This window comes from Rothia sp. LK2492 (assembly GCF_040946345.1).
Taxonomy (GTDB): domain Bacteria; phylum Actinomycetota; class Actinomycetes; order Actinomycetales; family Micrococcaceae; genus Rothia; species Rothia endophytica.
This window is the reverse complement of record NZ_JAYWLX010000001.1, coordinates 207,209-230,716: the sequence shown is the minus strand read 5'-3', so window position 1 is coordinate 230,716 and position 23,508 is coordinate 207,209. Positions and strand designations below refer to the sequence as shown.

The 23,508-nt window shown below is 58.1% G+C and carries 19 protein-coding genes; 9 read left to right on the top strand and 10 right to left on the bottom strand.

What is annotated here, in order from left to right:
- Positions 1-151: 151 nt before the first annotated feature.
- The 5 genes from VVR27_RS01075 to VVR27_RS01055 form a co-directional block, all read right to left on the bottom strand.
- Positions 152-1,966 carry an ABC transporter ATP-binding protein gene (locus VVR27_RS01075; protein ID WP_368546694.1) on the bottom strand — a complete coding sequence of 605 codons (1,815 nt, stop codon included), beginning with the start codon at positions 1,964-1,966 and terminating at the stop codon, positions 152-154.
- Positions 1,963-3,807, bottom strand: a complete 1,845-nt coding sequence (locus VVR27_RS01070) for an ABC transporter ATP-binding protein (RefSeq protein ID WP_368546693.1) — start codon at positions 3,805-3,807, stop codon at positions 1,963-1,965. Before VVR27_RS01070 ends, VVR27_RS01075 begins: the two co-directional genes overlap by 4 nt.
- 84 nt (positions 3,808-3,891) lie before the next feature.
- Positions 3,892-5,247 (bottom strand): FAD/NAD(P)-binding protein, encoded by a 1,356-nt coding sequence (locus tag VVR27_RS01065; RefSeq protein ID WP_368546692.1) that lies wholly within the window; start codon positions 5,245-5,247, stop codon positions 3,892-3,894.
- Between the two features lie 16 nt (positions 5,248-5,263).
- Positions 5,264-6,223 carry a metallophosphoesterase gene (locus VVR27_RS01060; protein WP_368546691.1) on the bottom strand — a complete coding sequence of 320 codons (960 nt, stop codon included), beginning with the start codon at positions 6,221-6,223 and terminating at the stop codon, positions 5,264-5,266.
- A gap of 10 nt (positions 6,224-6,233) precedes the next feature.
- A complete protein-coding gene (locus VVR27_RS01055) occupies positions 6,234-8,369 on the bottom strand; it encodes a transglycosylase domain-containing protein (protein ID WP_368546690.1) in 2,136 nt (711 codons plus the stop codon).
- Positions 8,370-8,611: 242 nt separating this feature from the next.
- Here VVR27_RS01055 and VVR27_RS01050 point away from each other — a divergent pair, with 242 nt between their 5' ends.
- The 3 genes from VVR27_RS01050 to VVR27_RS01040 all read left to right on the top strand — a co-directional run bounded on the left by VVR27_RS01050 (position 8,612) and on the right by VVR27_RS01040 (position 10,436).
- Positions 8,612-8,812, top strand: coding sequence for a DUF4177 domain-containing protein (locus tag VVR27_RS01050; protein ID WP_237202408.1), 201 nt, complete (start codon positions 8,612-8,614; stop codon positions 8,810-8,812).
- 147 nt (positions 8,813-8,959) lie between these two features.
- Entirely contained in the window at positions 8,960-9,436 is a 477-nt protein-coding gene (locus VVR27_RS01045) for a RidA family protein (protein WP_368546689.1), read from the top strand.
- A complete protein-coding gene (locus VVR27_RS01040; protein ID WP_368546688.1) occupies positions 9,429-10,436 on the top strand; it encodes an NUDIX hydrolase in 1,008 nt (335 codons plus the stop codon). Before VVR27_RS01045 ends, VVR27_RS01040 begins: the two co-directional genes overlap by 8 nt.
- Positions 10,437-10,519: 83 nt before the next feature.
- Here VVR27_RS01040 and VVR27_RS01035 read toward each other — a convergent pair whose 3' ends face one another.
- Complete coding sequence (locus VVR27_RS01035) at positions 10,520-11,197, bottom strand: Crp/Fnr family transcriptional regulator (protein ID WP_083091991.1); 678 nt, start codon at positions 11,195-11,197, stop codon at positions 10,520-10,522.
- Between the two features lie 342 nt (positions 11,198-11,539).
- On the opposite strand from VVR27_RS01035, the gene VVR27_RS01030 reads away from it, so the two are divergent.
- Positions 11,540-12,718 carry a MarP family serine protease gene (locus VVR27_RS01030; RefSeq protein WP_368546687.1) on the top strand — a complete coding sequence of 393 codons (1,179 nt, stop codon included), beginning with the start codon at positions 11,540-11,542 and terminating at the stop codon, positions 12,716-12,718.
- Between the two features lie 13 nt (positions 12,719-12,731).
- On the opposite strand, the gene VVR27_RS01025 is transcribed toward VVR27_RS01030, so the two are convergent.
- From VVR27_RS01025 to acs, 3 genes are all read right to left on the bottom strand, one after another.
- Entirely contained in the window at positions 12,732-13,985 is a 1,254-nt protein-coding gene (locus VVR27_RS01025) for an APC family permease (protein ID WP_368546686.1), read from the bottom strand.
- 39 nt (positions 13,986-14,024) lie between these two features.
- The gene (gene aroQ, locus VVR27_RS01020) at positions 14,025-14,489 is read right to left on the bottom strand and encodes a type II 3-dehydroquinate dehydratase (RefSeq protein WP_368546685.1); all 465 of its coding nucleotides are present in this window, start codon (positions 14,487-14,489) and stop codon (positions 14,025-14,027) included.
- A gap of 98 nt (positions 14,490-14,587) precedes the next feature.
- Positions 14,588-16,564, bottom strand: a complete 1,977-nt coding sequence (acs, locus tag VVR27_RS01015; RefSeq protein ID WP_409349912.1) for an acetate--CoA ligase — start codon at positions 16,562-16,564, stop codon at positions 14,588-14,590.
- 168 nt (positions 16,565-16,732) lie between these two features.
- Between acs and nth the strand changes: the two genes are divergently transcribed.
- A complete protein-coding gene (gene nth, locus VVR27_RS01010) occupies positions 16,733-17,638 on the top strand; it encodes an endonuclease III (RefSeq protein WP_368546682.1) in 906 nt (301 codons plus the stop codon).
- Positions 17,631-18,368 (top strand): CoA pyrophosphatase, encoded by a 738-nt coding sequence (locus VVR27_RS01005; protein WP_368546680.1) that lies wholly within the window; start codon positions 17,631-17,633, stop codon positions 18,366-18,368. The genes nth and VVR27_RS01005 overlap by 8 nt, the downstream gene beginning before the upstream one ends.
- Before the next feature lie 63 nt (positions 18,369-18,431).
- Here VVR27_RS01005 and VVR27_RS01000 read toward each other — a convergent pair whose 3' ends face one another.
- Positions 18,432-20,219 (bottom strand): bifunctional 3'-5' exonuclease/DNA polymerase, encoded by a 1,788-nt coding sequence (locus VVR27_RS01000; protein ID WP_409349911.1) that lies wholly within the window; start codon positions 20,217-20,219, stop codon positions 18,432-18,434.
- Between the two features lie 105 nt (positions 20,220-20,324).
- On the opposite strand from VVR27_RS01000, the gene VVR27_RS00995 reads away from it, so the two are divergent.
- The 3 genes from VVR27_RS00995 to VVR27_RS00985 are packed head-to-tail and all read left to right on the top strand — an operon-like array spanning position 20,325 to position 23,241.
- Positions 20,325-21,977, top strand: coding sequence for a TadA family conjugal transfer-associated ATPase (locus VVR27_RS00995; protein ID WP_368546678.1), 1,653 nt, complete (start codon positions 20,325-20,327; stop codon positions 21,975-21,977).
- Positions 21,974-22,657, top strand: coding sequence for a type II secretion system F family protein (locus VVR27_RS00990; RefSeq protein WP_368546677.1), 684 nt, complete (start codon positions 21,974-21,976; stop codon positions 22,655-22,657). Before VVR27_RS00995 ends, VVR27_RS00990 begins: the two co-directional genes overlap by 4 nt.
- Positions 22,657-23,241 (top strand): type II secretion system F family protein, encoded by a 585-nt coding sequence (locus VVR27_RS00985; protein ID WP_368546676.1) that lies wholly within the window; start codon positions 22,657-22,659, stop codon positions 23,239-23,241. The genes VVR27_RS00990 and VVR27_RS00985 overlap by 1 nt, the downstream gene beginning before the upstream one ends.
- Positions 23,242-23,508 lie beyond the last annotated feature (267 nt).

Below are 23,508 nucleotides of genomic sequence, written 5' to 3'. Positions count from 1 at the left end.
TAATTGACCAGCGTTGCCCACTTCTTACTGTAACTCAGCCCACAGAATCAACCAAGGCGGCAGGTCGGTCTGTGACACGCAGTTTTAGGCAGGGTTAGTTTCATTGGGCGATCACTAGGTGGACACCCATAAAACTACCGCTGCCCAAAACCTAGCTCACAGCGTTGCTTTCCTCCCAGGCGCCCACCATGCGAGCAAAGCGTCCACCGTGTGCCACCAGGTCGCTGGGCGAGCCGTCCTCCACCACGTGCCCGGCGTCCACCACCCAGATACGGTCAGCGTTGAGCACCGTTGAAAGCCGGTGGGCAATCACTAGAGAGGTGCGCCCCGCTAGCAGGGTCTCAAGGCCCCGTTGCACCAGCTGTTCCGTTGGGATATCCAGTGATGCGGTTGCCTCGTCCAAAATGAGCACAGCAGGGTCTGCCAAGAAAGCGCGGGCAAAAGAAATCAGTTGTCGCTGACCAGCAGAGACCCTCCCACCGCGCTTGGCCAAATCGGTATCAAAACCCTGGGGTAGAGACATAATGAAATCGTAGGCCCCCACCGTGCGGGCGGCCTCGTGCACCTGCTCATCAGTAGCGGTGGGGTCACCCAAACGGATGTTGTCGGCAACGGTACCCTCAAAGAGGTAGGCCTCCTGGGTTACCATCACTACCTCCCGGCGTAGCTGCGCATCCGACAGCTGCCGCACGTCCACCCCGTCCAGGCTGATAGAACCGGTGGTTACATCGTAAAAACGGGCAACCAGCTTAGCGATAGTTGACTTACCTGCACCCGTGGCGCCCACCAGTGCCAAATGTTGACCGGCAGGCACCTCGGCACTCAGGCGGTGCAGGGCGGGTGTGCCGTCCAAGTACTCGAACTCCACCCCGTCAAAGACCAGGTGGCCCTGGGCAGGGGTGAGACGCTGCGCCGGATATTCAGGCTCACGAACCTGGGGCTTTTCCGCCAAGAAACCGGAGACCTTCTCAAGAGCAGACACCGCCGATTGGAACATGTTATAAAACTCGGAGAGCATAAAAATCGGCTCGAAAACTCGGTTAGCATAAATAACCAGCGCCAGCAAAGTACCTACCTGCATAGAACCGCCGAGGACCGTGTAGCCACCAATCACCAGCACCGCTGCAACGAAAGTGTTTCCGAGAGCTTGAAGAGTAGGCATGTAGAGGCCGTGAACCTTCACCGATTCCATGACCCGTGCGCGGTAGTCCTCAGCGGCTGCCGCGTAGTCCTCGCGTACCTGTGGTTCAGCGCGGAAAGCCTTGACCGCCCTAATGCCCGTGAAGGTTTCAGCAAAACGGCTGATAATGCGGGCGGAGGCTACCCGCTGAGCGCGGTAGGTAAGAGAGGACGCACGGCGGAACCAGAGGGTAAGCAACCAGACCGGCACGAAAGCGATCGCCAGGGCAACCCCGGCTCGCCAGTCCATCAGGAAGAGCGCAACTACGGTGAAGATGATGCCCAGCAATGTAGATGCCAGCTCAGATAGCCCGGAATCAAGGAACTGGCGGATGGTGTCAAGATCGCTGGTCAGTCGTGAGGTGACCCGCCCGGAAGTGTAGGTCTCGTGGAAACCTACGGATAGTTTCTGGGAATGGTCGAACATTCGTTGGCGCAGATCGTAGAGGGCGCTCTGAGAGATCTTGTAGGTCAGCAGAATATTGGTGTAGATGCAGATTGCAGACAGCACACCCGCACCGGCGTAAAGGAGCACCATGCGAGTGGCGGGCCCGGCATCCCCTGCCATCAGCGGGTTAATGGTGGTGTTGAGGGCCTCAGAAATAATCCAGGGCATGGCGGTTTTGAGCACCATGGACAGAACTACCAGCACCACAGCAAACAGCAGGTGTAAGCGTACCGGCGCTAGAATGTCTGCCAGAAGAGCCACCGACCGGCGGCGCACCTGCCGGGCTTCTTCTTTGCTGAGATTGACCTTGTCTTCTTGGGCTTCGATAGAGGGTTTCACTGCTCTGCTCCCTGCCCGGTGGTACTTGGTGCCATGAGTCGGCGGTAATCAGCCCTGCTCAAAAGCTCACTGTGGGTTCCCAAGGCCGCAACCTTACCCTCCTGCAGCAGAACTACGCGGTCAGCTAGAGCTACAGTTGAAGGCCGGTGGGCGGTCAGCAAGACGGTGGTGCCGCCTAACTGCTTCTTGAAGTTGGTGATAACCCGTTCCTCGGTGCTCACGTCCAGGGCAGAGAGCGGGTCATCTAAGAGCAGGACGCCGGGGCAAGCTGCGATAGCGCGTGCCAGCGAAAGACGCTGGCGCTGGCCGCCCGATAGACTCATGCCTTCTTCTCCAATGACCGTTTCAACACCCTGGGGCAGCTGCGCCACGAAGTCAGCAGCAGAAACATCCAGAGCGCGTTCTAGTAGCTTATTCTGCTCATTTTCGGTGAGGTCTGACCTGGCACCAAGGAGGACGTTCTGCCGCACGCTTGCTGAAAAGAGTACGGGCTCTTCAAAAGCGAAAGCAACCCGTGACCGTAGCTGGGGCAACGGCACCCGATGTGCGTCCAGCTCATCTATTCGCAGGGAGCCGGAGGTAGGGGCGTAAAGGCCAGCTGCCAGTTGCAGAACCGTTGACTTGCCTGAGCCAGTTGAACCGACCAAGGCAACAATCTCGCCGGGGTGTACCTTCAGGCTGAAACCTGTGAGAACAGGACGTTCTGACTCACCGTAGCTGAAGTGAACTTGATCGAACTCGATGGACGCTCCACCGAGCTGGGTAGATAGCATTTCAACCTCAGACTCATCAGCGTCAAGGGTTAGCTCCACCTGCTCACCAGCTCCACCCACCATGACCTGGCGGTGACGATCCATAGAAACTTTAGCACCCAGGTACATGGAGAGCAGCATACTGCTCCGCTCCACCTGCGCCATCAAGATAGTCGCGGTCGCAAAATAGCTGCTGAGAGCACCCACACTCATGGTTCCTTCCGCGACGAGATTGAGACCGACCAGAAGCGCAATTGCCAGCGTCAGACCGCTGATGATGCCTACCTGCATCTGCACCATGCCCGTGGCGCGGCCGCGCTTGATTTCTAGGTTCTTGAGTTCGCTTGACCCCTTCTCAAACCCGGCAAGTGCGTGCTCACCCCTCCCCAGAGCTTTGAGCACCCTAATACCCTGCACCGATTGCTCTACGGTGGTAGCTAAATCGCCGGTTTTCTCTTGGGAGGCGCGGGTCAGGGTGCGAAAGGAACGCACAAAGCGCCAAATGAAGAAGACGGTGAGAGGCAGGCTAATCAGAAAAATGAGGGCCAGCTGCCAGGATCCTCGAGCCATAAAAGCCGTGCCCACGGCGACCTGAACCAGGGTAGTAATCAGCTGAATCAGACCGAAGGCAGTCCACCGGCGAATGGTGCCTAGATCTGACATGGCACGGGTGAGTAGCTGCCCTGAGGGCCAGCGGTCATGAAAGCTCAAGGGCGAGCGCAAGAGGCGGTCAAAGAGATCTATGCGCATGGTGTTCTCCACCGTGGACGCCGGCTCCACCACCAGCTGCCTGCGCAAGAGAATAAGACCCGCCTGGGCAAGACCTAGCGCAAATACTAGGGTGCCGCCCAGCCAGACTGATGACGCTACTGGCTGGTTGGTGAGAAGTGAGTCAATAATCCACCCCAGAACCTGGGGGATTGAAATAGCTAGAACAGCAGCTGTCAAGGCTACCAAGAGACCAGCAACCCAGCGTCCTCTCACCGGGCGCGTATAGGCCCACAGGGAGATATCGTCTTCGCTACGCTTACCGTAGGGCACTGGAGGGGGCGCTGGTAAGGGTTTGACGCGCAGAAGACTAAAAGACATGTAATCCATGTTATATTCACTAGCTGCTGGTCAAGGTACCGGTTCACAGCTGACGAACGGTCCCCGGTTGAGGTAGGAGCCCGCTTACGAAGCCGCCCGCTGAGAGTCAGCCAGCCTGCCCACCGCTTCAGCCCAAGCAGGGATAATGCTGTGATTGTGCCGCGAGACCGTGTCGTTGCCGAGAACGTAGGGCTCGGTGACCCTGCCCGCGGCTGCCCAGCGCGAGCTAGTCCCCACAAAACCACGTTCATCGGTGCGCAGGTAACCCTGGGAGATATCGGCATCGGATGCCCGTGCCAGGTTCTCATTGAAGCTACCTTCTGCTAGACCCGCCGGGGATTGCACGGTATCGATGAGGTAATCCGCTTTAATATCTTGTGCGCGATCCATCATGCTTAGGTCCAAAAGGCCGGCCTCCACAAGGCCTAACATGCGGTGCATTTGTGCGGCGGGTGCGCCGAAGGTGAGCGGTTTCAGGTGGCCGATGGTCTCGCGTAAGGTGCGATCCAGTGCCAGCCCGCCGAGTGAAACCCGGGTAATAATCTGGGGGTAGAGATTTTTCCAGACCATGCCAAAGCTCTGTTGCGGCAGACGTTCGCTCAGCAGGCTCACCCTCATCAGCTCTTCAGTGGGCAAAGTGGATAGTGAATCTTCCCACGTCAGCGGCACACCGTGCAGGGCAGAAGCAGCCTCAATAACCAAGGCACGCAGCTCGGCGCCCGTGGTGACCTGGGCCAGGGGAGCTTTAAACTTCTCTAAGAGGTCCAACTCGCTTTCGGTGAGCTGCGGGGGCTTCACCTGAATGAAGCGACCACTGCGCGAGAAGGGCATCATGGTGGCAGGTTCAAAACCGCTGGGCTCATAGATTGCTCCGGAGAAGTTGCCGCCCCTGCCCAGCGTCAGAGCCAGCATCGTATCAATACAAGAAAGTGCTGCCCCGCGCAGGGCCACACTGGAGCCGGCAGCTACCGCACTCAAGTCGCCGTATGATCTCAGCACCCCGTCACCGCTAGGCAGGGGGTTATGTCCGGTGACCGACAGCACCGCATCATAATCAATCAGTTGGCTGATGTCGGTGACGCGCTGTTGCACATGGCGCACGGTGAACCCGGTCGGCAGATTAGCTAGAAGGTGTTGCCAGGAGAAGTGGAAAAAAAGCCCCACGGTGCGGCGCGGCGGGAAGGTGGTAAGGGGGTCTGTCTCACCCAGCACCTGACGCCGAAATTCATTCAGCAGACCCCAACCGGTAGCAACCCGGCCAGCCTCCACATTCAGCAGGTAGTAGGCGGGCTGGTCCAGGCTGTAGGCGGCGCCCCTGCCCAACTGTTGAGGGTCAAAAATCGTCACCTCACAACTGAGGTTCTGCGCACTTGCAACGCGAGCAAGCTCTTCAACTGCCCATAGACCACGCGGGCCGCCGCCCACGATTGCAACCCGCACAACCCTGCTCACTGGGTTACTGTTGAGCCGAGGTCAGAGTGACCAGCACGGCTTCAGGCGGGCAGAAGAGGCGTACCTGCGCATACCTGCTGGTGCCCAAGCCGGCTGAAACCTGCACTGGAACACCGCCCTGTAGAGAGACGCCCTTGGCACGTTCCGGGGGTAAATCGCAGTTAGAGACCAGCGCATGCCCGCCGGGAAGGCAGACCTGACCACCGTGAGTGTGACCCGCAAAAATTGCCTGTGCGCCATCATCCACAAAGCGCTCCAGGGTGCGCATGTAGGGAGCGTGGCAGACGCCTAGCCGGACGCTGGGGGCTTTCCCAGCCTCAAAAGCTGTGGGGGCAAAGCCAGGGTGCTGATCGTAATTCAGGTGCGGGTCATCCACACCAGAAAATTCTAGCCTCAAACCATTGATGGTCAGGGTGTCATGGCGGTTAATGAGACCTACCCAACCTCGGGCATCGAAGGCATCGTGCATGTCTTGAGTAGGGAGTAGGTTGCGCGGTTCACTGCCAGCCTCATCCCCGGTATTCTTCTTCCAGAGATAGCGGGCGGGGTTCTTTGGGACGGGGGCAAAGTAGCAGTTAGAGCCGGGTACGTAGACACCGGGGAAATCAAAGAGCGGGCGCAGAGCCTCTAAGAGAGCGGGAAGACCGCTCATGTGGGAGAGATTATCACCGGTATTGATCACTAAATTAGGCTGCAACTCCGCTAGGGAATGCATGAAAGCTGTCTTCTGCTTCTGCCCCGGGATCATGTGCATATCTGAAATGTGCAACACCCTAAAATCGGGGCTACCAGCGGGAAGAACGGGCAGAACTTCTTGACGAATCCCAAAATTGTTGAGCTCGTAAAAACGCGCATAAGCTGCCGTAGCGGCTCCCGCAACCGCACCTGCGGATAGAACCGCCGAAACGGTCTTACAAGCGGAGCGGATCGAAGCCGCTACATCGAAAGAACCTAAAGAAGTCATGGTGTAACCCTTACTGGTTCGTGCCGAGAACAGAAGCTGAGGGATTCTCAAACCTGTCCGTATTGTAGTTTTTAGCCTCAGCTTGCATGTAACGCTGCCACTGCAGGCCCGCATAGGTAGCGCCGTCCACGTAGTCCAACGACTTACCGTTGATGGAGAGGCCATTGAGTGAACGTGAACCCCAGTTCATGGAGCCTACCCAGGATGCAGTTGACAGGCCGCGGGTATAACCCACAGTCCAGGTCTGGGTGGAGTTATCGGTGGTACCTGTCTTAGCTGCTGAAGCATCGGTAAGACCAATGCCGCGCTGGTAACCGGAGCCATCAACCAGAACCTGCTTGAGTACGTAGTTAACACCGTTAGCGACGTTCTCTTCGAGAACACGTTCACAGCTAGCCTCATAGGTTTTAATTTCCTCGCCGGTCTTACCGCTTTCCACCTTGTTCAGAGATTTGGGCTCACAGTACATACCGCCGCTCGCAAAGACAGCGTAGGCAGAAGCCATAATCAGGGGAGTGGTACCGTTACGCCAACCACCGATGTAGGCCGAAGGCTGATTGAGGGCGTAAGGCTCATCGTTGCCAGCGCCGTCAGTGATATGCATGGCTGAACGCAGTTCGTTGAGGGCGCAGGCATCGGTCATGGACGCCATCTTCATGGTGTAGGAGTTGATGGAGTTCTTCATACCGTAGGCTACGGTGCCCCAAGTCTGGGCTCCACCCTCAGCATTTTGGAACTTATAGCCGTCCGTATCAGGGGTCTGGGTGAAACCGCCTTCAACACAGGACGCAGGCCAACGGAAGGACTGGGGGTAGTGCAGAGAGGTGCCATCGATGTAAGCATTGACACCCTTCCCGTCTTTAATCCACTGGGCAAGCAGAACCGGTTTGAAGGTAGAACCCGGCTGGTAACCGGCTGTACCACCGTGGGAGGTGCCGGCGTTAAAGTTGTAGTAGGAGCTCTGGTTGGTCTCGTCTTGCTCACCGTACGCGGAGTTCTGAGCCATAGCCACGATGTTGCCGTTGGAAGGCTCCACCGATACCAGAGAAGAGTTGACATCATCAACGTTGTTGCTGGAAGGCTGAGTCGCTTCAACCTGCTTCTTGGCCTCTGCCTGCGCGTCGGGATCAAGAGTGGTAATAATCTTGTAGCCGCCCCGGTAAAGAGAGTTGGCTCGGTCATCCTCGGTTGCACCGAAGGTTTCATCATTCAAGAAATCAGTGACCGCGTAGTAACAGAAGTGCGCTGAATCGCCAGCAGTAGAGCATCCCATAGGGGTGTTATGAATATCCAGCTCAATGTCTTCGTTGAGAGCACTGGAGTATTCTTCCTCAGTGATTTTGCCGTCACGAAACATGGTGCCTAGGACGATATCGCGTCGTTCCCTAGAAAGCTCAGGGTTTACGTCTGGGCGGTAGATATTAGGTGAAACAACCATGCCCGCCAGAATAGCTGACTGAGAAATATCAAGTTCTTTAGCAGAGATCCCCCAGTAGTAGTAGGCAGCAGCCTCTACACCGTAGTTGGAGCCGCCGAGGTTGATGATGTTAAGGTAGCCCTCCAGAATGTCATCTTTGGAGAGGTTTTGCTCCATCGAGATTGCAAGTTTAATCTCTTTGATCTTGTCGAGGTAATCCTTGTTAGCACCCAAAGTATCGGCTTCTGTACCGCTCTGCTCAGCCGCGTCGATCAACAGGTTATTGACGTACTGCTGGGTGAGGGTTGAAGCGCCCTGTCGCGCACCGGGGTTAATAATGTTATTAACTGCCGCGCGGGCAATACCCAGAGGGGACACCGCACCGTGCTCGTAGAACTTGCGGTCCTCAGACGAAAGAATGGCATCTTTCATGTGCTGAGACATATCATCGAGAGTAATCTCGGTGCGGTTCTGCGAGTAGTAGGAGGCGAGCTCTGTCTTACCGTCCTTGGCATAAATGACCGAAGGCTCAGATAGGGGACCCTCACTGAGGGTGTCGGGCAAGCCCTTGAACCAGTTCAGTGATGCACTTGCGGTAGTGCTCAGGGCGGTAGTCGGAGGCACAAGAATAAGAGCCGTCACAAATCCGGCGATGATGCTGAGTGCAATGAACTGCAGAAAATCGCCGGGTGTGCGGTGTCTCTTGCGAAGATTCTTAGATGAAGCCATTGCATCAGTTTATCGGCTGATAGGAAAAAGTACATTGGCTTGCCCCTGTTGACACCCTAGAAGTGTGCTGTCAGCCGGTTAGAAAGACCACATCATAGAGGTTTATAGACGGGGCGTGTAGCTAACCCAGAACCTTCGCCGGTGATCCTTTCACCGTTTACCCAGCTATAGTGAGCCTTCCGGCACGTAGGTAGTTGCCCTCATCGTTCGTCTTTTAGGGCGGGGTGGTCTAGGCTAGAACTATGGAAAAATGGGAATACGCAACTGTGCCCCTGATGATTCACGCAACCAAGCAGATCCTCGATACCTGGGGTGAAGATGGTTGGGAACTTGTCACTGTACTTCCCGGCGCTGCACCTTCTGGTGCAACTCCTGCCGGTAATATGGTGGCACCGACTCAGGGTAATCCAATCGCCTACTTCAAGCGTAAGAAGTCAAACTAGCGATTCTGTTGAAAGCCGGGTTTGCGGCCTGCACTGTGCAGCGCTTGCAGGCCCGGTTTAATGCTCTATACATACGGTGGCTCGACCAGCAACTTTTTTAGTTCTTAGGCGTTGTTGAATGCAGGCTACCCAGTGAAAGGTGATGCGATGTCAACGATTGAAGACCGCATTAGAGAACTCGGCTACAACCTACCCGAGCTAGCAGCTCCCGTGGCTGCCTACGTCCCCGCCGTCACCAGCGGCAACTACGTTTACACATCTGGACAATTGCCCTTCGTTAAAGGTGAGCTACCTGCCCACGGCAAAGTCTCTGCCAGCGGGGACCCCGCTTACGTGAGCCCCGAGAAGGCTCAGGAGCTTGCAGCTCTTAGTCTGCTTAACGCTTTGGCCGCGGTTAAGTCTGTTATCGGTGATCTTGATCGGGTGACCAGGGTCGTCAAGGTCGTCGGTTTCGTTGCGTCCGAACCAAACTTCACAGCTCAGCCCGCCGTCATTAATGGTGCTTCTTTGCTGCTGGGTGAAATCTTTGATGAAGCGGGCCAACACGCGCGCTCGGCGGTAGGGGTGCCTGTGCTTCCGCTTGACTCCCCGGTCGAAATTGAAATTATCGTTGAGTATGTCTAACCAGGGAATGTACACCGGGGCCCTTAAAACTCTGCCTCGCTCAGATGCTCCTACACCTAGCGCCAGCCTACCTGCCGTCGCGCGCTATTTCAGGGTGCCGCGCGCCCTGCAATCGGCGGCACGCTCTTTTGTAGAAAACGGCGCGGTAACGGGGCGAAGCCTGCGGCAGGCAGCCTCAGTTGTGTTTGTGCGTGATGGCGCAAACGGGCTTGAGGTGCTGCTCACTTACCGCACCGGTGTATCCCCTCTGGGCGTTGTAACTTTCCCCGGTGGTCTCATTACCCCTGCAGACGCCGAGCCGGTGCCCTGGGTTGGTCCATCACCAGCACAGTGGCAAGCCGTTCTGCAAACAGAGGACGCCGAAGCAGCACATGCTGCTGTTGCCGGGGCTATCCGTGAAGCGTTTGAGGAAACCGGAATTCTGCTGGCAGGGTCTGACTCAATGAGCGTCACCGAGCACTCTGACGGACTAGAACAGATGGATGCCCGCGAAATGATCGCTGCCGGTGATAAAACCATGGCGGAATACCTGGGCAAACGCGGCTTGAAACTCCGTACCGATCTTCTACGCCCCCTGGTACGCTGGCAGTCCCCAGATTTCAGGCACCAGCGATGCGATATCCACTACTTCGCCTGTGCGGTACCGGTGGGACAAAAGTTTTGTTTGCTGGCGAGTAAAGGCTCCTGGGGTGAGTGGCTCAACGTGAGAGAGCTGCTGGCAACCTCAGGGCAGACCTGGCTGGGGGACCGCATCGGGGCTGACACCACCCGTTCCCTGCCGCTGGAAGAACTCCTAACCCCTGGCGTTCTCTGCATTTTAGAGAGCCTAGCGCGCTCCTCCAATGCTGTTGCTTTCTTAGCACAGAAGCGTAAGGTCGAAATAAAGAAGGCAGAGGTTGTGCAGGTCGACGGTGAATACATGCTTGCCTTTACCTCACCTACTGCACCTGGAATCTGGGAAAAATGCTCAAGCCAGCTTTACCGGTCAAATAATACTTGAAACTTAGCCACGAGCAACGACAAAAAGGTGGGTACCCCAGCTGGGGTGCCCACCTTTTTATTGACCAATAACGGTTGAAATGTTTAGCGTGAACGCTGACGCAGACGCTGCAAATCAAGGATGACCACTGCGCGTGCTTCGAGTCGGATCCAACCGCGTGAAACGAACTCAGCAAGAGCCTTGTTCACGGTTTCGCGGGAAGCGCCGACCAGCTGAGCCAGTTCTTCCTGGGTGAGCTCGTGAGCAACCAGGACGCCGTCCGTAGCGGGGCGACCGAAGCGGTCAGCCAAATCAAGTAGTGCCTTAGCCACGCGACCGGGAACATCTGAGAAAACCAGGTCAGCCAGGTTCTCGTTGGTACGGCGCAGTCGGCGTGCTAGGGCCTGCAGTACCTGAGCTGAGATGTTAGGTGACTTTTCCATTGCCTTACGCAGGGACTCGTGCTTGACACCTGCCAGGCGGGTTTCAGACACAGCGGTCGCGCTGGTGGAACGGGGTGAGGGATCAAAGAGCGCCATCTCGCCAAAGATTTCGCCGGGGCCCATGATGGCTACCAAGTTTTCACGGCCGTCAGATGCGGTGCGTCCCAGCTTCATCTTGCCGGAGATCACGAAGTAGAGCTGATCGCCCTGATCGCCTTCGTAAAAAAGGGTAGCGCCGCGGGACAGGTCAACTTCGGTGATATCTTCGGTCAAAGCTGCAAAAGCCTCATCATCGAGTGATGCAAAGAGGGGGGCGCGGCGTAGTACTTCAATATCCATAGTTCAAAAACTCCTAGAACAGTTCTAAAGTGGAGAGCAAAAGTGCGAGAAGCAACTTGTATGGTGCTACCGGGCAGAGTACTAAGCATAGTATGAGCTGTTTCAATGCGCGCCACATTTGCTTGTGACATATTTAACTACTAAAGAGACTACATGATATCGGGCACTTTCAAAACCTTTTTTGAGGTACGCGCTGGAGTTCCCAGAGATTTCTTAGGGCCCGGTCACTGGCTGTTCTCCCAGGTTCAGACGGTAACCTTTATTCTTCCCACATTGGGGCATTACCCCCGCTATTTAGCTACGTGACCTATCCGAGGGATGGGTGCAGAAACGGAGAAGGCCATGAGCGCTGCGACCGTCCTTGATATTGCGGTTTTGGCCGTCATTGGGCTGTATTTTCTGACAGGTTTACGTCAGGGCCTTTTCGTTGCCCTGGGCACACTGGTTGGCTTTGTGATGGGTGCTGCTGCGGCGGTCTACGCCACCCCCTGGATGATTGACCAGGTGGGATCGCAATGGAACCTGCTGGTGGCGCTGGGTACCGTGATGGCGTGCCTGATACTGGGGCAAACCATTGGGATGGCCTTGGGGCGCTCCTTGCGCCGTATCACGGATGCCACTCCTTTGCGCGGCTTAGAACGTCTGGCTGGTGGTGTGCTGAACCTGTTGCTTAGCGCTTTGGTAATTGTGACCATCGTGCTTCTGGTGCGTCCGCTGGGGCTGCCAGCTGTTACTGCTGCTACCGCTGAATCCAGGGTCATTTCCTGGATGATGTCGGTCACTCCGGCTACTCTGCAAGATAAAGTCACTGAAATTCGTGGGCAGGTCATTGATGCGGCAGCCCTACCTGAGATTTCCAACCTAATCTTTCCCGAGCAGGCTGCCCCCTCTGAGCCACTGTCAAACCCCGTTCTAGAGAACGCGAGCTCCTCAGTGGTGCAGGTAGTGGGTGCTGCCCAAGCTTGTAATTACACTTCAGAGGGCTCTGGCTTCGCTGTGGACGGTGGGCTGGTCGTTACAAACGCTCACGTTCTTGCCGGGGTCACCACCCCCACTCTGCTGGCGCGGGGCGGCGAGGCAGCGACCGGTGAAGTCATTTATTTTGATGAGGCTCTAGATATTGCCATCATCTCATCCCCCGATTTGGGAGTGAATCCCTTGCCCATCGATGGCACCGAAATAGCGGCGGGCACTACCGTCTCCTTTATGGGCTACCCCGGTGGGGGAGGTTTCCAGAGTAAACCTGCCACGGTGCAGGGGCTAGGCATCACGCAGACCGTTGATGCTCAGACTGGCCAGACCAACCCCTCCCGTCTGGTGTACCAGCTGGCAGCTGATGTTCAACAGGGTAACTCCGGTGGCCCTGTGCTGACGGAAGATGGCACGGTTATGGCCATGATTTTTGCTAAAGCCACCCAGGGGCAAAGCGGATACGCTGTGCCAGCATCAAGCATTATCGACGCGCTGGGTCAGGTAGAGGTCGGGTCACAGGCGGTGGCTACCGGCGCATGTGCAGGCTAGCTCCCCACCGGCGCTACCGGCTATCACTGGAACCTTGAGCCTGTCGTCGCGCAAAGAGCAAATAGTAGAGCAACCCGCAGATCAGCAATACTAGCCCACCTGTAATAGAGGCGAGCGGTAGCGTCCAAACCACAATGAAGCAACCGGATGCACCTGCTACCTGTAACCAGCGCGGGTAGCGGCGGTGGGCCGGGCCTTGGGTCAATGCGGCGCAGTTCGCCAAGAAATAGTAGAGCAGAATACCGAAGGATGAGAAACCGATCGCCTCGCGCACGTCAAAGAGCAGAATGAGAAGGCAGACGGCTAACGCTACCGTGATTTCTAGGCGGTGAGGTACCCCAAAACGGGGGTGTAGAGGGGCAAAAACTGCTGGTAGATGCTTGCCCACAGCCATAGCGTGACCGGTGCGTCCGATACCTGTAATGAGCGCTAACAGTGCGCCCAAGGCAGCCAGGCTAGCGGCTAGGGAGAGCGCCCCACGGGCAAAAGGCCAACTACCCACTGCATCTGCCAGAGGAGCTACACTGCCGGCTAACTGTGCCGGGCTGAACTGTGACAGCACAACAAGGGCAACTGCCAGATAGAGTAAGCCCACTAAACTCAGCGCCCAGAGAATCGCCCGCGGTATGGTACGTTCTGGCTGTATGACCTCACCGCCCATGGTTGCAATGCGCGCGTACCCTGCGAAGGCAAAGAAGAGCAGGCCGGCACCCTGTAGAACCCCGTAGAGACCAACGGTTCCTGAGTCAACCGCGTATAAGGGTGCCGGTGAAGTGCCGATTAAGACCGCAACAAAAAAGACCGCTAAACCTGCTAGCACCAGGGTGACCAAAAGCTTAGTCAGGGCAGCGGTGCGGGTGATACCCCGATAGTTGACGGCGGTGAGTGCAAAAACCGCACCTATGGCAAGAGGCTTTTGCCAGGACGGCGCGGCGTAGGCGGCAAAGGTCATAGCCATAGCCGCGCAGGAGGCTGTCTTGCCCACCACGAAGCACCAGCCGGCGAGAAAGCCCCAGATGTCGCCCAGCTGTTTTTTGCCGTAGATATAGGTGCCACCAGACTGGGGGTATTGGGCGGCTAGCTGGGCACTGGAGGTGGCATTAGCAAACGCAAGAAAAGCGGCGATTGCCAGTGATATTAGCAGATAGTCACCTGCTGCGCGGGCTGCCGGGGCGAAAACGGCGAAGAGCCCGGCGCCAATCATAGAGCCAGCCCCAATGAAGACTGCATCGGCCAAGGTTAGTTTGCGTTGTGGTGTGGTACTCATAGCCTATGACCTCATGAAATGTGGGACGCTGGTTTGGGTTTAATCGGCAGGTTGAAGCTGGCGAGCAAGATAGGATAGCGCCAGCTCGTAGCCTTGAGCCCCGGCACCAGCAATGACGGCGCTGGCTTGCAGGGAAACGTAGGAGTGGTGGCGAAAGTTCTCACGGCGGTGCACATTGGAGAGGTGCACTTCAACGATGGGTAGTTCGGCTGCCTCTAAGGCGTCGTGGATTGCCACCGAGGTGTGAGTGTAGGCGGCAGGGTTAATGATGATTGCTGAGCCTTCGGTGCGGGCCCGCTGGATCTCGTCAATGAGCGTACCCTCGTGGTTGGACTGCATAAATTCGATGCTCAGACCCAGCTCGGCTGCTTGAGCGCGCAGGGTCGCCTCAATGTCTGCCAGGGTGGTGTGCCCGTAGATGTCGGGTTTGCGGGTGCCCAGCAGGTTAAGGTTGGGGCCGTTGAGAACAAAGATGGGTTTAGGTGCAGTCGCAGTAGTTGCCATAGCTCCTAGTTTTTCACAGTAAAGAGCCCGCCTCCAGTTTTCTGCGGAATCGTGAGAAAACTGGAGGCGGACGGTGGATGGATTTACTTATTTAGCCCTTAACTCTGCTTGAAGTTAGCCTCGATTGACTGCATGACGGTGGGGTCTGCCAGCGTGGTGGTGTCGCCGACCGGGCGGTCTTCTGCGACGTCCTTGAGGAGGCGGCGCATAATTTTGCCAGAGCGGGTCTTGGGCAGGTCGTCCACGATGAGCACGCGCTTGGGCTTGGCGATGGGTGAAATTTCCACGCCGACGTGGGCGCGGATCTGCTCTGCCAGCTGGGCGGGGTCATGGTCCTCTGCTTTGGCGCTGTCGTTGAGGATGACGAAGGCCATGACTGCCTGACCGGTGGTTTCGTCGGCAGCGCCCACTACAGCAGCTTCCGCGACGGCGGGGTGCGAGACCAGGGCGGACTCGATTTCGGGGGTGGAGAGGCGGTGGCCGGAGACGTTCATGACGTCGTCCACGCGGCCCAGTACCCAGAGGTCCCCGTCGGCGTCGCGCTTGGCGCCGTCGCCTGCGAAGTACATCTTTTCGAAGCGTGACCAGTAGGTGTCGATGAAGCGGTCATCGTCGCCCCAGATGGTGCGTAGCATGGAGGGCCAGGGCTCACGGATGGTGAGGAAACCGGACTGTTCGTTGGGCAGGGAATCGCCCAGGTCATCGACCACGTCGATGGTGATGCCGGGGATGGGCTGCTGGGCGGAGCCGGGCTTGGCGTGGGTGATGCCGGGGAGCTGAGAGACCATAATGGCGCCGGTTTCGGTCTGCCACCAGGTGTCTACGATGGGGCACTTGCCGCCGCCGATGACGCGGTGGAACCAACGCCAGGCTTCGGGGTTGATGGCTTCGCCCACAGTGCCCAGTACGCGCAGGCTGGTGAGATCGAACTTTGCGGGGATGTCTTCGCCCCACTTCATCATGGTGCGGATGGCGGTGGGGGAGGTGTACATGATGGTCACCCCGTACTTTTCAACGATTTCCCAGAAACGGCCGCGGTGCGGGGCGTCGGGGGTGCCTTCGTAGATCACCTGGGTGGAGCCGTTGACCAGGGGGGCGTAGGCGACGTAGGAGTGGCCGGTGACCCAGCCGACGTCGGCGGTGCACCAGTAGACATCGGTCTCGGGCTTGAGGTCAAAGATGTTCTTGTGGGTGAAGGCGCCCTGGGTGAGGTAGCCGCCGGTGGTGTGCAGGATGCCCTTGGGCTTGCCGGTGGTGCCTGAAGTGTAAAGGATGAAGAGGGGGTCTTCGGCGTTTTGTGCTGAAGGGGTGTGATCGGTGGACTGTTCTGCGGTGAGCTCGTGCCACCAGACGTCACGGCCCTCAACCCAGTTAACGTCTTCGCCGTTGCGCTTGACGACCAGCACCTTCTGGATGGTCTCGGCACCCTTTTCTAGGGCGGTATCAACGGCGGGCTTGAGCATGGAGGGCTTGCCGCGGCGGTAGGAACCGTCAGCGGTGATGACTAGCTTGGCTTCGCCGTCCTCAATGCGGGAGCGCAGAGCGTCGGCTGAGAAGCCGCCGAAGACTACCGAGTGAACGGCGCCTACGCGGGCGCAAGCCAGCATGGCGATGACGGCTTCAGCGATCATGGGCATGTAAATGGCAACCCGGTCGCCCTTGGTGACGCCCAAGGATTCGATGCCGTTGGCGACGCGGGAAACTTCGTCCTTGAGTTCGGCGTAGGTATAGGAGGCGGTGTCGCCGGGTTCGCCTTCAAAGAGAATGGCGGTGCGGTCGCCGTTGCCGGCCTCAACATGGCGGTCTACCGCGTTGTAGCAAGCGTTGAGTTCACCGTCTGCAAACCACTTGGCGAAGGGAGGGTTAGACCAGTCCAGGGTTTCGGTGAAAGGCTTGGACCAGGTCAGCAGCTCACGAGCCTGCTCTGCCCAGAAATCTACCCCTTTTTCTTTGGCTTCTTCGTAGATGCCGGGCTGGGCATTAGCTTGGGCTGAGAATTCTGCGCTGGGAGCAAAGACGTTGGTTTCGGTCATGGGCTCTGCCTTTCCTGTGTAAAGTTTTATGGCGTGGCTCATTGATGTGAGTCACATAAATATTTATCTAACACCATAGTGCACCGTGTAGCGGCTGTCACAAAATCACTGTTCGTGTTGCGTGAAATGTGACGGTGTACCCGGCGTGAATATGACTGGAACTGACGGTGCGCTATGCTCTGACAACCGCTTTTGAGTAGGCTCATTCATATGGTTGAATCACCCTCATCGATAGAGCTAACCCCTGATGAACGCTCTCTGCTTGAAATCCGTACTGTGCCTGCCACGGTGGCGGAGGCAGCAGCTCGCAAACGCTCACGCGCCGCTGCTCAAGGGGAGAGTGAAAGCCCACTTGCCCTGGTGCGTCGTGCCCGAAAAATTAACCGAATTTTGGGGGAGACCTACCCTTATGCCGTAGCTGAACTCGATTTTGCCAACCCCTACCAGCTCTTGGTGGCAACCGTGCTCTCAGCCCAGACCACCGACGTCCGTGTCAACGCCGTTACCCCAGAGCTCTTTGCCCGCTACCCGGACGCCGCCGCCCTGGCTACTGCGCGTATCGAAGAGATCGAAGAAATCGTGAGACCTCTGGGTTTCTACCGCTCCAAGGCTAAGGCAATTGTGGGGCTTGCCGAGCGGCTGGTCGCTGATCACGGTGGAAAAGTGCCGGGAAAATTAGAGCAACTGGTCAAGCTCCCCGGCGTAGGGCGCAAAACCGCTTTCGTGGTGCTGGGCAATGCTTTTGGGCGCCCCGGCATCACCGTGGACACCCACTTTGGGCGTCTAGCCCGCCGCTTCGGTTTTACTGACCTAGAAGACCCCGTCAAGGTGGAACACGCCGTCGCTGCTCTCTTTGAACCCAAGGACTGGACCAACCTCTCCCACCGTCTGGTCTACCACGGCAGGCGTATCTGCCACGCCCAAAAACCGGCCTGCGGGGTCTGCCCCGTTGCTGACCTTTGCCCCGCCTATGGCGCCGGGGAAACGGAGGAAACAGCTGCCAGGGGTCTCATGAAATATGAGATGGCGCCCGGACGCGAACGCCTGCACCTGCGTTTTCTGCAGGGTGCCACCCGCCAGGAACTCCGAGCAGAAGGGTACGGCCTCAATGCCTGAGAATATTTCCCACAGCCACCCCACACGCACCCAGCTCCTTGAACTGTTAGAACGCAACCCACCGGCAATAGAGGGAGCTGATGCCTGGCGGATTGGGCGAATTGACCCTGAAAAAGCCCGCGATGCTGCCGTGCTAATCCTCTTTGGTGTGCTCGATGACAGCCCCTCAGAAAGTCACTGCGGAGCGGTAGGGGATGACCTTGACCTGCTGATTCTGGTGCGCTCCAATCGGCTGCGTCACCATGCCGGTCAGCCTGCCTTCCCCGGCGGTCGGGTAGACCCAGAAGACTACGACGAGGCAGCCCGTCTAGGGGTTCCGGTTGCCCAGGTGGCTGCTCTGCGCGAAGCTGTCGAAGAAACTGGATTGGATGCCAGTGGAGTTGAAATTCTAGGCCAGTTGGAACCTGTTGCTCTGCCGGTCAGCAATTTTATGGTTACTCCAGTGATTGCCTGGTGGACACTGCCTACTCCCGTCGCCGCGGTGGACACTGACGAATCCACCCTGGTGGTGCGCGTGCCGGTAGCAGATCTGCTCGACCCGGAAAACCGCCACACCGCCGCCATCAACAGCGCCTATCAGGTGCACAAGTCACCTGCCTTTGATGTGCACGGTGACCACGAAACCTTCACCATCTGGGGCTTTACCGGCTTCATCCTCTCCAATATCTTCAAAGAACTCGGCTGGGAACTGCCCTGGAACCCCAAAAAGATGCGGGAGATCGGGGCGTAGGCCATAAGAAAGACTAGGGGCTCCGTCACAGGTGGGGTATTCAGTCTGCTGACCCCCCTCTTCTTATTTGGCCTGGGAGTAGTCGTCGGTGGTTACTACGGTCACCGGGAATTCAACGTCGGTGGGTCCGAAAATTAGTTCAGCGGCGGCCTGGGCGCTTTCTCGTACAATCATGGCGCACAGTGCCGCCTCGTTCTGCGGGCCGTAAATCATGATTTCATCGTGTAAGAAGTAGACCAGGCGAGACTGTAGACGGTGGCCGAAGCGCCGTTCGGTGCGCAGGCGGCGGCGAATCTGCGCCATCCAAATCACCGCCCATTCAGCGGCGGTGCCCTGAATGACGAAGTTACGGGTGAAGCGGCTGTGGGAACGGGCGGCCGTTGCAGCAGCTCGCTCTTTTTCTGCTGAGGATCGTTCGCGCTGAGCCTCAAACCAGGCGTGGGATGGGGCGGGGGACGTCCTCCCTAAGAAGGTAGTGACCTGACCGCCACGCAACCCAATTTCTGCTGCCTTTTCAGTGAAACCGATGGCTTGGGGGAAGAGCTTTTTGAGGTGGGGCATGAGCTGCCCTCCCTCACCGGTGGTGGCACCGTACATGGCAGCTAGCAGGGCAATTTTGGCGTGGGAGCGGTCTGCCAGAGCGCTGCCGGTACGTTTGCCGATTTCTGCGATACCCAGGTAGAGGTCGGTGTCGCGGCCTGCTACAGCTAGAGCTCGGTCCCCACTCATAACCGCCAGAATACGGGGTTCGATTTGGGCGGCATCTGCCACGGTAAGCAGCATGCCTTCTTCGGCGTGCACGGCGGCACGAACGTCCTTAGGGATCTGCATGGCACCGCCCCCGTGGGCACCCCACCTGCCAGTAGCGGCGCTCGCCACCTCATAAGCAGGATGAAAGCGGTTGTCCGTTACCCAGGCGTCCAGCCATGCCCAGCCATTAGCGGTATAGAGCCTTGCCAGGCGTTTATACTCCAGCAGGGGGCGTACCACCTGCCAGCGGGATTCGCACAGGTGCGGGGCGGAATTCGCCCATTCAGTGAGCTCCCACTTGCGAGTGCTGGTGACCGAGAAGCCCGCGGACTGAAGTGCTCGCAACACCTCATGAGGGGAGTCGGGGTTGAGGTGAGGCGCCCCCAATTCTTCGCGCAGACGGGCAGCTAACTGTTCGAGCTTGTAGGGGCGCTGATAGCCTGCCGGGCGGGCACCGAGCTGGTGCTCTAAGATTTTTTCATGGATAGCCCGGTTCCAGGGCATCCCATAGTGCTTCATTTCTGCGGCAATAATGCCGCCCTGGGATTCGGTGGCTGCTAGTAGGCCTAATCTGCCAGGGTAAGGGGCCGTTTTGATGGTGGTGAGCTGGGCCTGCAATTCTTCGAGAAGCAGGGAGGCTGTGGGGGCAGGTTCCTGTTCGTCACGGCTGGCGGTTATGGGCGGGGCATCAAAGAGGGACTCTTGACCCTCAATCTGGCGGCGAGCCGGTAGGGTTCCGGCTGGCTGAGCTTCCTTGCCCAGCTCTAGTACCGGGGTGAAGCTGATGCCGTTTTGGGCTCTGGATGCTGCGGTCACTAAAAGGCGCTGAACCAGGCGCAAATCGTGGCAACTGCTGGGGCTGGCACCGGCCTGCAAGAGCATGGGCATGACCGTTCGGGCATCTGCCCAGGTCCAACGGATGGTGCGGTGGGTGTTGTGCTTTTCAACCGTTTGCACAAAGTCCGCTATTTTTCCCAGAGGAAAGGTGCGGTGAGTGCCAGAGCCGGTGTCATTGAGTGTGATGGCCTCCCAGAGCGCATCAACTGCCCCACCGAGGTTCTCCCCGGTAGAGGTGTCTGCGGGCCCGAGCACAATATACATTCTTCTATTATTCCTGTTTTTCTAGCCGCAGGTGTAGACAGGTCACAACTCCTGTGGCACAAAGAGGGCAGAAAAGGAATTCGCCCGGGACGCTTAAGGACAGTCATGCGCCACACAAGCCAACCGTCAGCTATCGAGCAAGACGCTGAAGGTCAGCAGATGGATACAGATCAGCTACCGCAGCTCTACCAACTGGCACGGAAGGGCACCCCGAAACTGGGCAGAGCAAGGGAACCAGGTTCTTCGGGTGAAGGCCCTTCCCCTCAGCAGACCATTGCCGCGACCTCAGCCGAAGATCGTATTGAACTATCAGTGCGTAAGGCCCGCAGCCGCTTCTTTGAGTTGCCAGCCGAAGAGGTAGGTGCCAGCGATGTGCAGCGCTCTGGCACCACCACACAGCCTAACGTTTCCGCGCACCCCAGTGCTCCGGAGCAACCCACCCTGCCCGCACCGGTTAGGGCCCCGCGTCCCCATACCGTGGCTGCTCTTGCCGGTACCATCACTGATTTCCGGCCCCTTAAAGTAGAGGTAAAAGGGCCTGCTGGGCCCGCCTCTAACTCGGTGCACCCGGAGGTAGAGCCAAAGACTCAGAAACCTATGACGCCAAAGAGCAGGCGCAGCCAGGTGCCTGATGACCGACTGCTGAACCCCGCAGACCCGGTAAATTTACGCGGCCTTTTGGACGCTATTGACGTCCCTTTGACTCCGGTAGAAGAAGACTCTGCCCAGCGCCGCCTCAGAGCAGAGCTAACCGGGCTGGGCCCCCTTGACCCTCTGCTGGATATCCCTCAGCTGAGCGATATTTTTCTCAACGGAACCGAGGTTTGGTACGAGGCGGCGGGGCTATTGCAACGCTCAGATATTTCCCTTACCGATGAGGAGGAAGGTCGTGCCCTCGCTACCCGTCTGCTCAGCGCTGCCGGTGGCAGGCTGGATGACTCCCACCCCATCGCTGATGTCCAAACAGAAAATGGATTGCGCGTGCACGCTGTGCTACCACCACTCAGCCGGGGCGGCACCCTGCTCTCTATCCGCCTGCGCGCTACCGGCACCCCTACCCTGGCTGACCTGCAAGAACGGGGTATGTTAAGTGAGGAAACTGGCCGCGTACTTGCCTACTTGGTGCGGCAGCGCGCTAACTTTCTGATCAGTGGGGGCACTGGCAGCGGCAAAACCACCCTGCTTTCTGCCCTGCTGGCAACCTGTGGTGCGGACGAGCGGCTGCTACTAGTTGAGGATACCTCTGAACTCGCCCCAGATCACCCGCACACCGTGAGTCTGCAGGCGCGTGAGGCGAACACCGAGGGCAGGGGAGAGGTCCGTCTCTCTGAGCTCATCCAAGCTGCCTTGCGTATGCGCCCCACCCGCCTGATAGTGGGAGAGTGCCGCGGTGCCGAAATTGCAGATATGCTCTCGGCCATGAACACCGGCCACTCAGGCACTGGCGGCACCGTGCACGCTAACTCTACCGAGGCGGTACCTGCCCGTCTGTACGCTATGGGTGCACTCGCCGGTCTGAGCGAACGGGCGGTGACTTTGCAAGCCGCTACCGCCCTGGACTACATCATTCATATTGATAGGAGTAGCGGTCAGCGCCAGGTGCGGGAGATTGCCAGCCTGAGCCAGCAGTCTGGGACCTTGGTGGTCCGGCCGGTATGCCGTGTCGAGGCAGGGCGCCGGGGATCCTATCTTGCCTGGCTACAGGCGGGAGAACAACTGCGTCAAGCAGTCCAGGGTGCTGTGGGTGATAGCTCGTGACACACCTGCCTCCCCGCCGCACCGCCCGCCCGGGAATAGATGAACTCGAACTTTGGCCAGATCTCATGTGGCATCTAGCAGCATTGCTCAAAGCTGGGGTAAGTCCAGCCTTTGCACTGGCAAAAGCTACTGAAGAAGTAGCAGGGCGTCAGCGTCACCTTGAGCAGCAGCCTCAGGGGTTGCTGGCCCGTTGGGATAGGGAGGCAACCGGGCTTTTAGTTGCAGTCGGAGACCTGTACCATCTTCTCAGCTCCTGCCTACTTGCCGCAGAAAGAGGGGCCCCAGTATCGCAGGCCTGCTTACACAGCGTCCAGACGCTGGCTCGCCCCACCTCTCTTGAACGAGCCCTCAGCCTAGCGGCCTGCTGGCAGGTCAGCGAGCGCACCGGTGCCCCCCTTGCTGAGGTGTTGGAACGATTCGCCCGGTATTTGGAAAACGATATTGACCTCTTGCAGATGAGAGAGGCTGCCATGGGCGGACCTAAGGCAACAGGCCGCATTCTCTCCTGGCTGCCCCTGTTGGGGCTGGGCTTGGGTCTCGTCATGGGGGCAGACCCGCTCGGCGTCCTCTTCGGTTCGGTGCTGGGCGCTCTGATCTGCTGCGTTGGCCTTGCACTTGCCCTGGTGGGTAGCCGCTGGACGGCTCGCCTCATCCGCCGCGCAGAAAAAGGGGAGCTCTAGTGGAGGTGCTGGTGCTAGCGGCTAGCTCTTTTGCGCTGGTTGCATCCTTTTTGCTGTGGCTCTTGAAGCGCAGGGACACCCGCCGGGCTCAGCCGCAAGAGCCTGCTGCCGGCGCTAGCCCGGCGCCTGGTTCAGCGTCTGACGCTGCCCCTGGTGCCGCTTTGGACGCAGCCCTCTACCTGGATTTAGCCGCATCTATGTTGGCTGCCGGGTTACCTGTGCGTGCCTTACTACATCACTTGGGGCAGTTGGATGGCGGGCGCTACCGCCTTTTTCTGGGCGGGGTGGTGCTAAAGATGGATGCCGGTGCCACCTGGGCCCAGGCCTGGGGCGAGACCGTGCCTATACCTTTGACCGGTGTTCACTCAGCCCTGGGGCTGAGTCTAGAAACCGGTGCGCCCAGTGCCGATTTCCTGCGTATTCTGGCCGACCGGAAGCGTCGGCACCGTCAACGTTCCTTAGAAAAAGCGGCTGCCAGGCTGGGCGTACAGCTGGTGGTGCCGCTGGGGCTCTGTTCCTTGCCTGCCTTTATCTGCCTGGGTGTGGTGCCTGTTCTGATTTCTATGATTCCCTCCCTGCTCTAAAAGGCGTGTACACAGACTCTAAACCCAGTAGATTTTTTTGGTCACAGTAGCTTCATACTTTCACCCATTACCTGGCAGCCCCACCGGGGTGAAGGAAGTAATGTGAGCAGATTTTCCACAGCTTCCCTCAGCCCTGGTCGCCGTCGGTGACCTGAATGAAACTGACAGTAGCCCGCTGAGGTGGTGAATTCCTTTTCCATTCTTTTCCTCTTACCCTTTCGTCCCGCAGCGGGCTAACACTCACCCTCCGACCTGAAAGGACGGCAC

Coding starts and splice junctions, on each gene's coding strand:
- VVR27_RS00995 (WP_368546678.1), top strand. CDS start 20,325: ATGCGCCACACAAGCCAACCGTCAGCTATCGAGCAAGACGCTGAAGGT.
- VVR27_RS01060 (WP_368546691.1), bottom strand. CDS start 6,223: ATGACTTCTTTAGGTTCTTTCGATGTAGCGGCTTCGATCCGCTCCGCT.
- VVR27_RS01025 (WP_368546686.1), bottom strand. CDS start 13,985: ATGAGTACCACACCACAACGCAAACTAACCTTGGCCGATGCAGTCTTC.
- VVR27_RS01035 (WP_083091991.1), bottom strand. CDS start 11,197: ATGGATATTGAAGTACTACGCCGCGCCCCCCTCTTTGCATCACTCGAT.
- acs (WP_409349912.1), bottom strand. CDS start 16,564: ATGAGCCACGCCATAAAACTTTACACAGGAAAGGCAGAGCCCATGACC.
- VVR27_RS01040 (WP_368546688.1), top strand. CDS start 9,429: ATGTCTAACCAGGGAATGTACACCGGGGCCCTTAAAACTCTGCCTCGC.
- aroQ (WP_368546685.1), bottom strand. CDS start 14,489: ATGGCAACTACTGCGACTGCACCTAAACCCATCTTTGTTCTCAACGGC.
- VVR27_RS01055 (WP_368546690.1), bottom strand. CDS start 8,369: ATGGCTTCATCTAAGAATCTTCGCAAGAGACACCGCACACCCGGCGAT.
- nth (WP_368546682.1), top strand. CDS start 16,733: ATGGTTGAATCACCCTCATCGATAGAGCTAACCCCTGATGAACGCTCT.
- VVR27_RS01045 (WP_368546689.1), top strand. CDS start 8,960: ATGTCAACGATTGAAGACCGCATTAGAGAACTCGGCTACAACCTACCC.
- VVR27_RS01005 (WP_368546680.1), top strand. CDS start 17,631: ATGCCTGAGAATATTTCCCACAGCCACCCCACACGCACCCAGCTCCTT.
- VVR27_RS01000 (WP_409349911.1), bottom strand. CDS start 20,219: ATGTATATTGTGCTCGGGCCCGCAGACACCTCTACCGGGGAGAACCTC.
- VVR27_RS01070 (WP_368546693.1), bottom strand. CDS start 3,807: ATGTCTTTTAGTCTTCTGCGCGTCAAACCCTTACCAGCGCCCCCTCCA.
- VVR27_RS01030 (WP_368546687.1), top strand. CDS start 11,540: ATGAGCGCTGCGACCGTCCTTGATATTGCGGTTTTGGCCGTCATTGGG.
- VVR27_RS01050 (WP_237202408.1), top strand. CDS start 8,612: ATGGAAAAATGGGAATACGCAACTGTGCCCCTGATGATTCACGCAACC.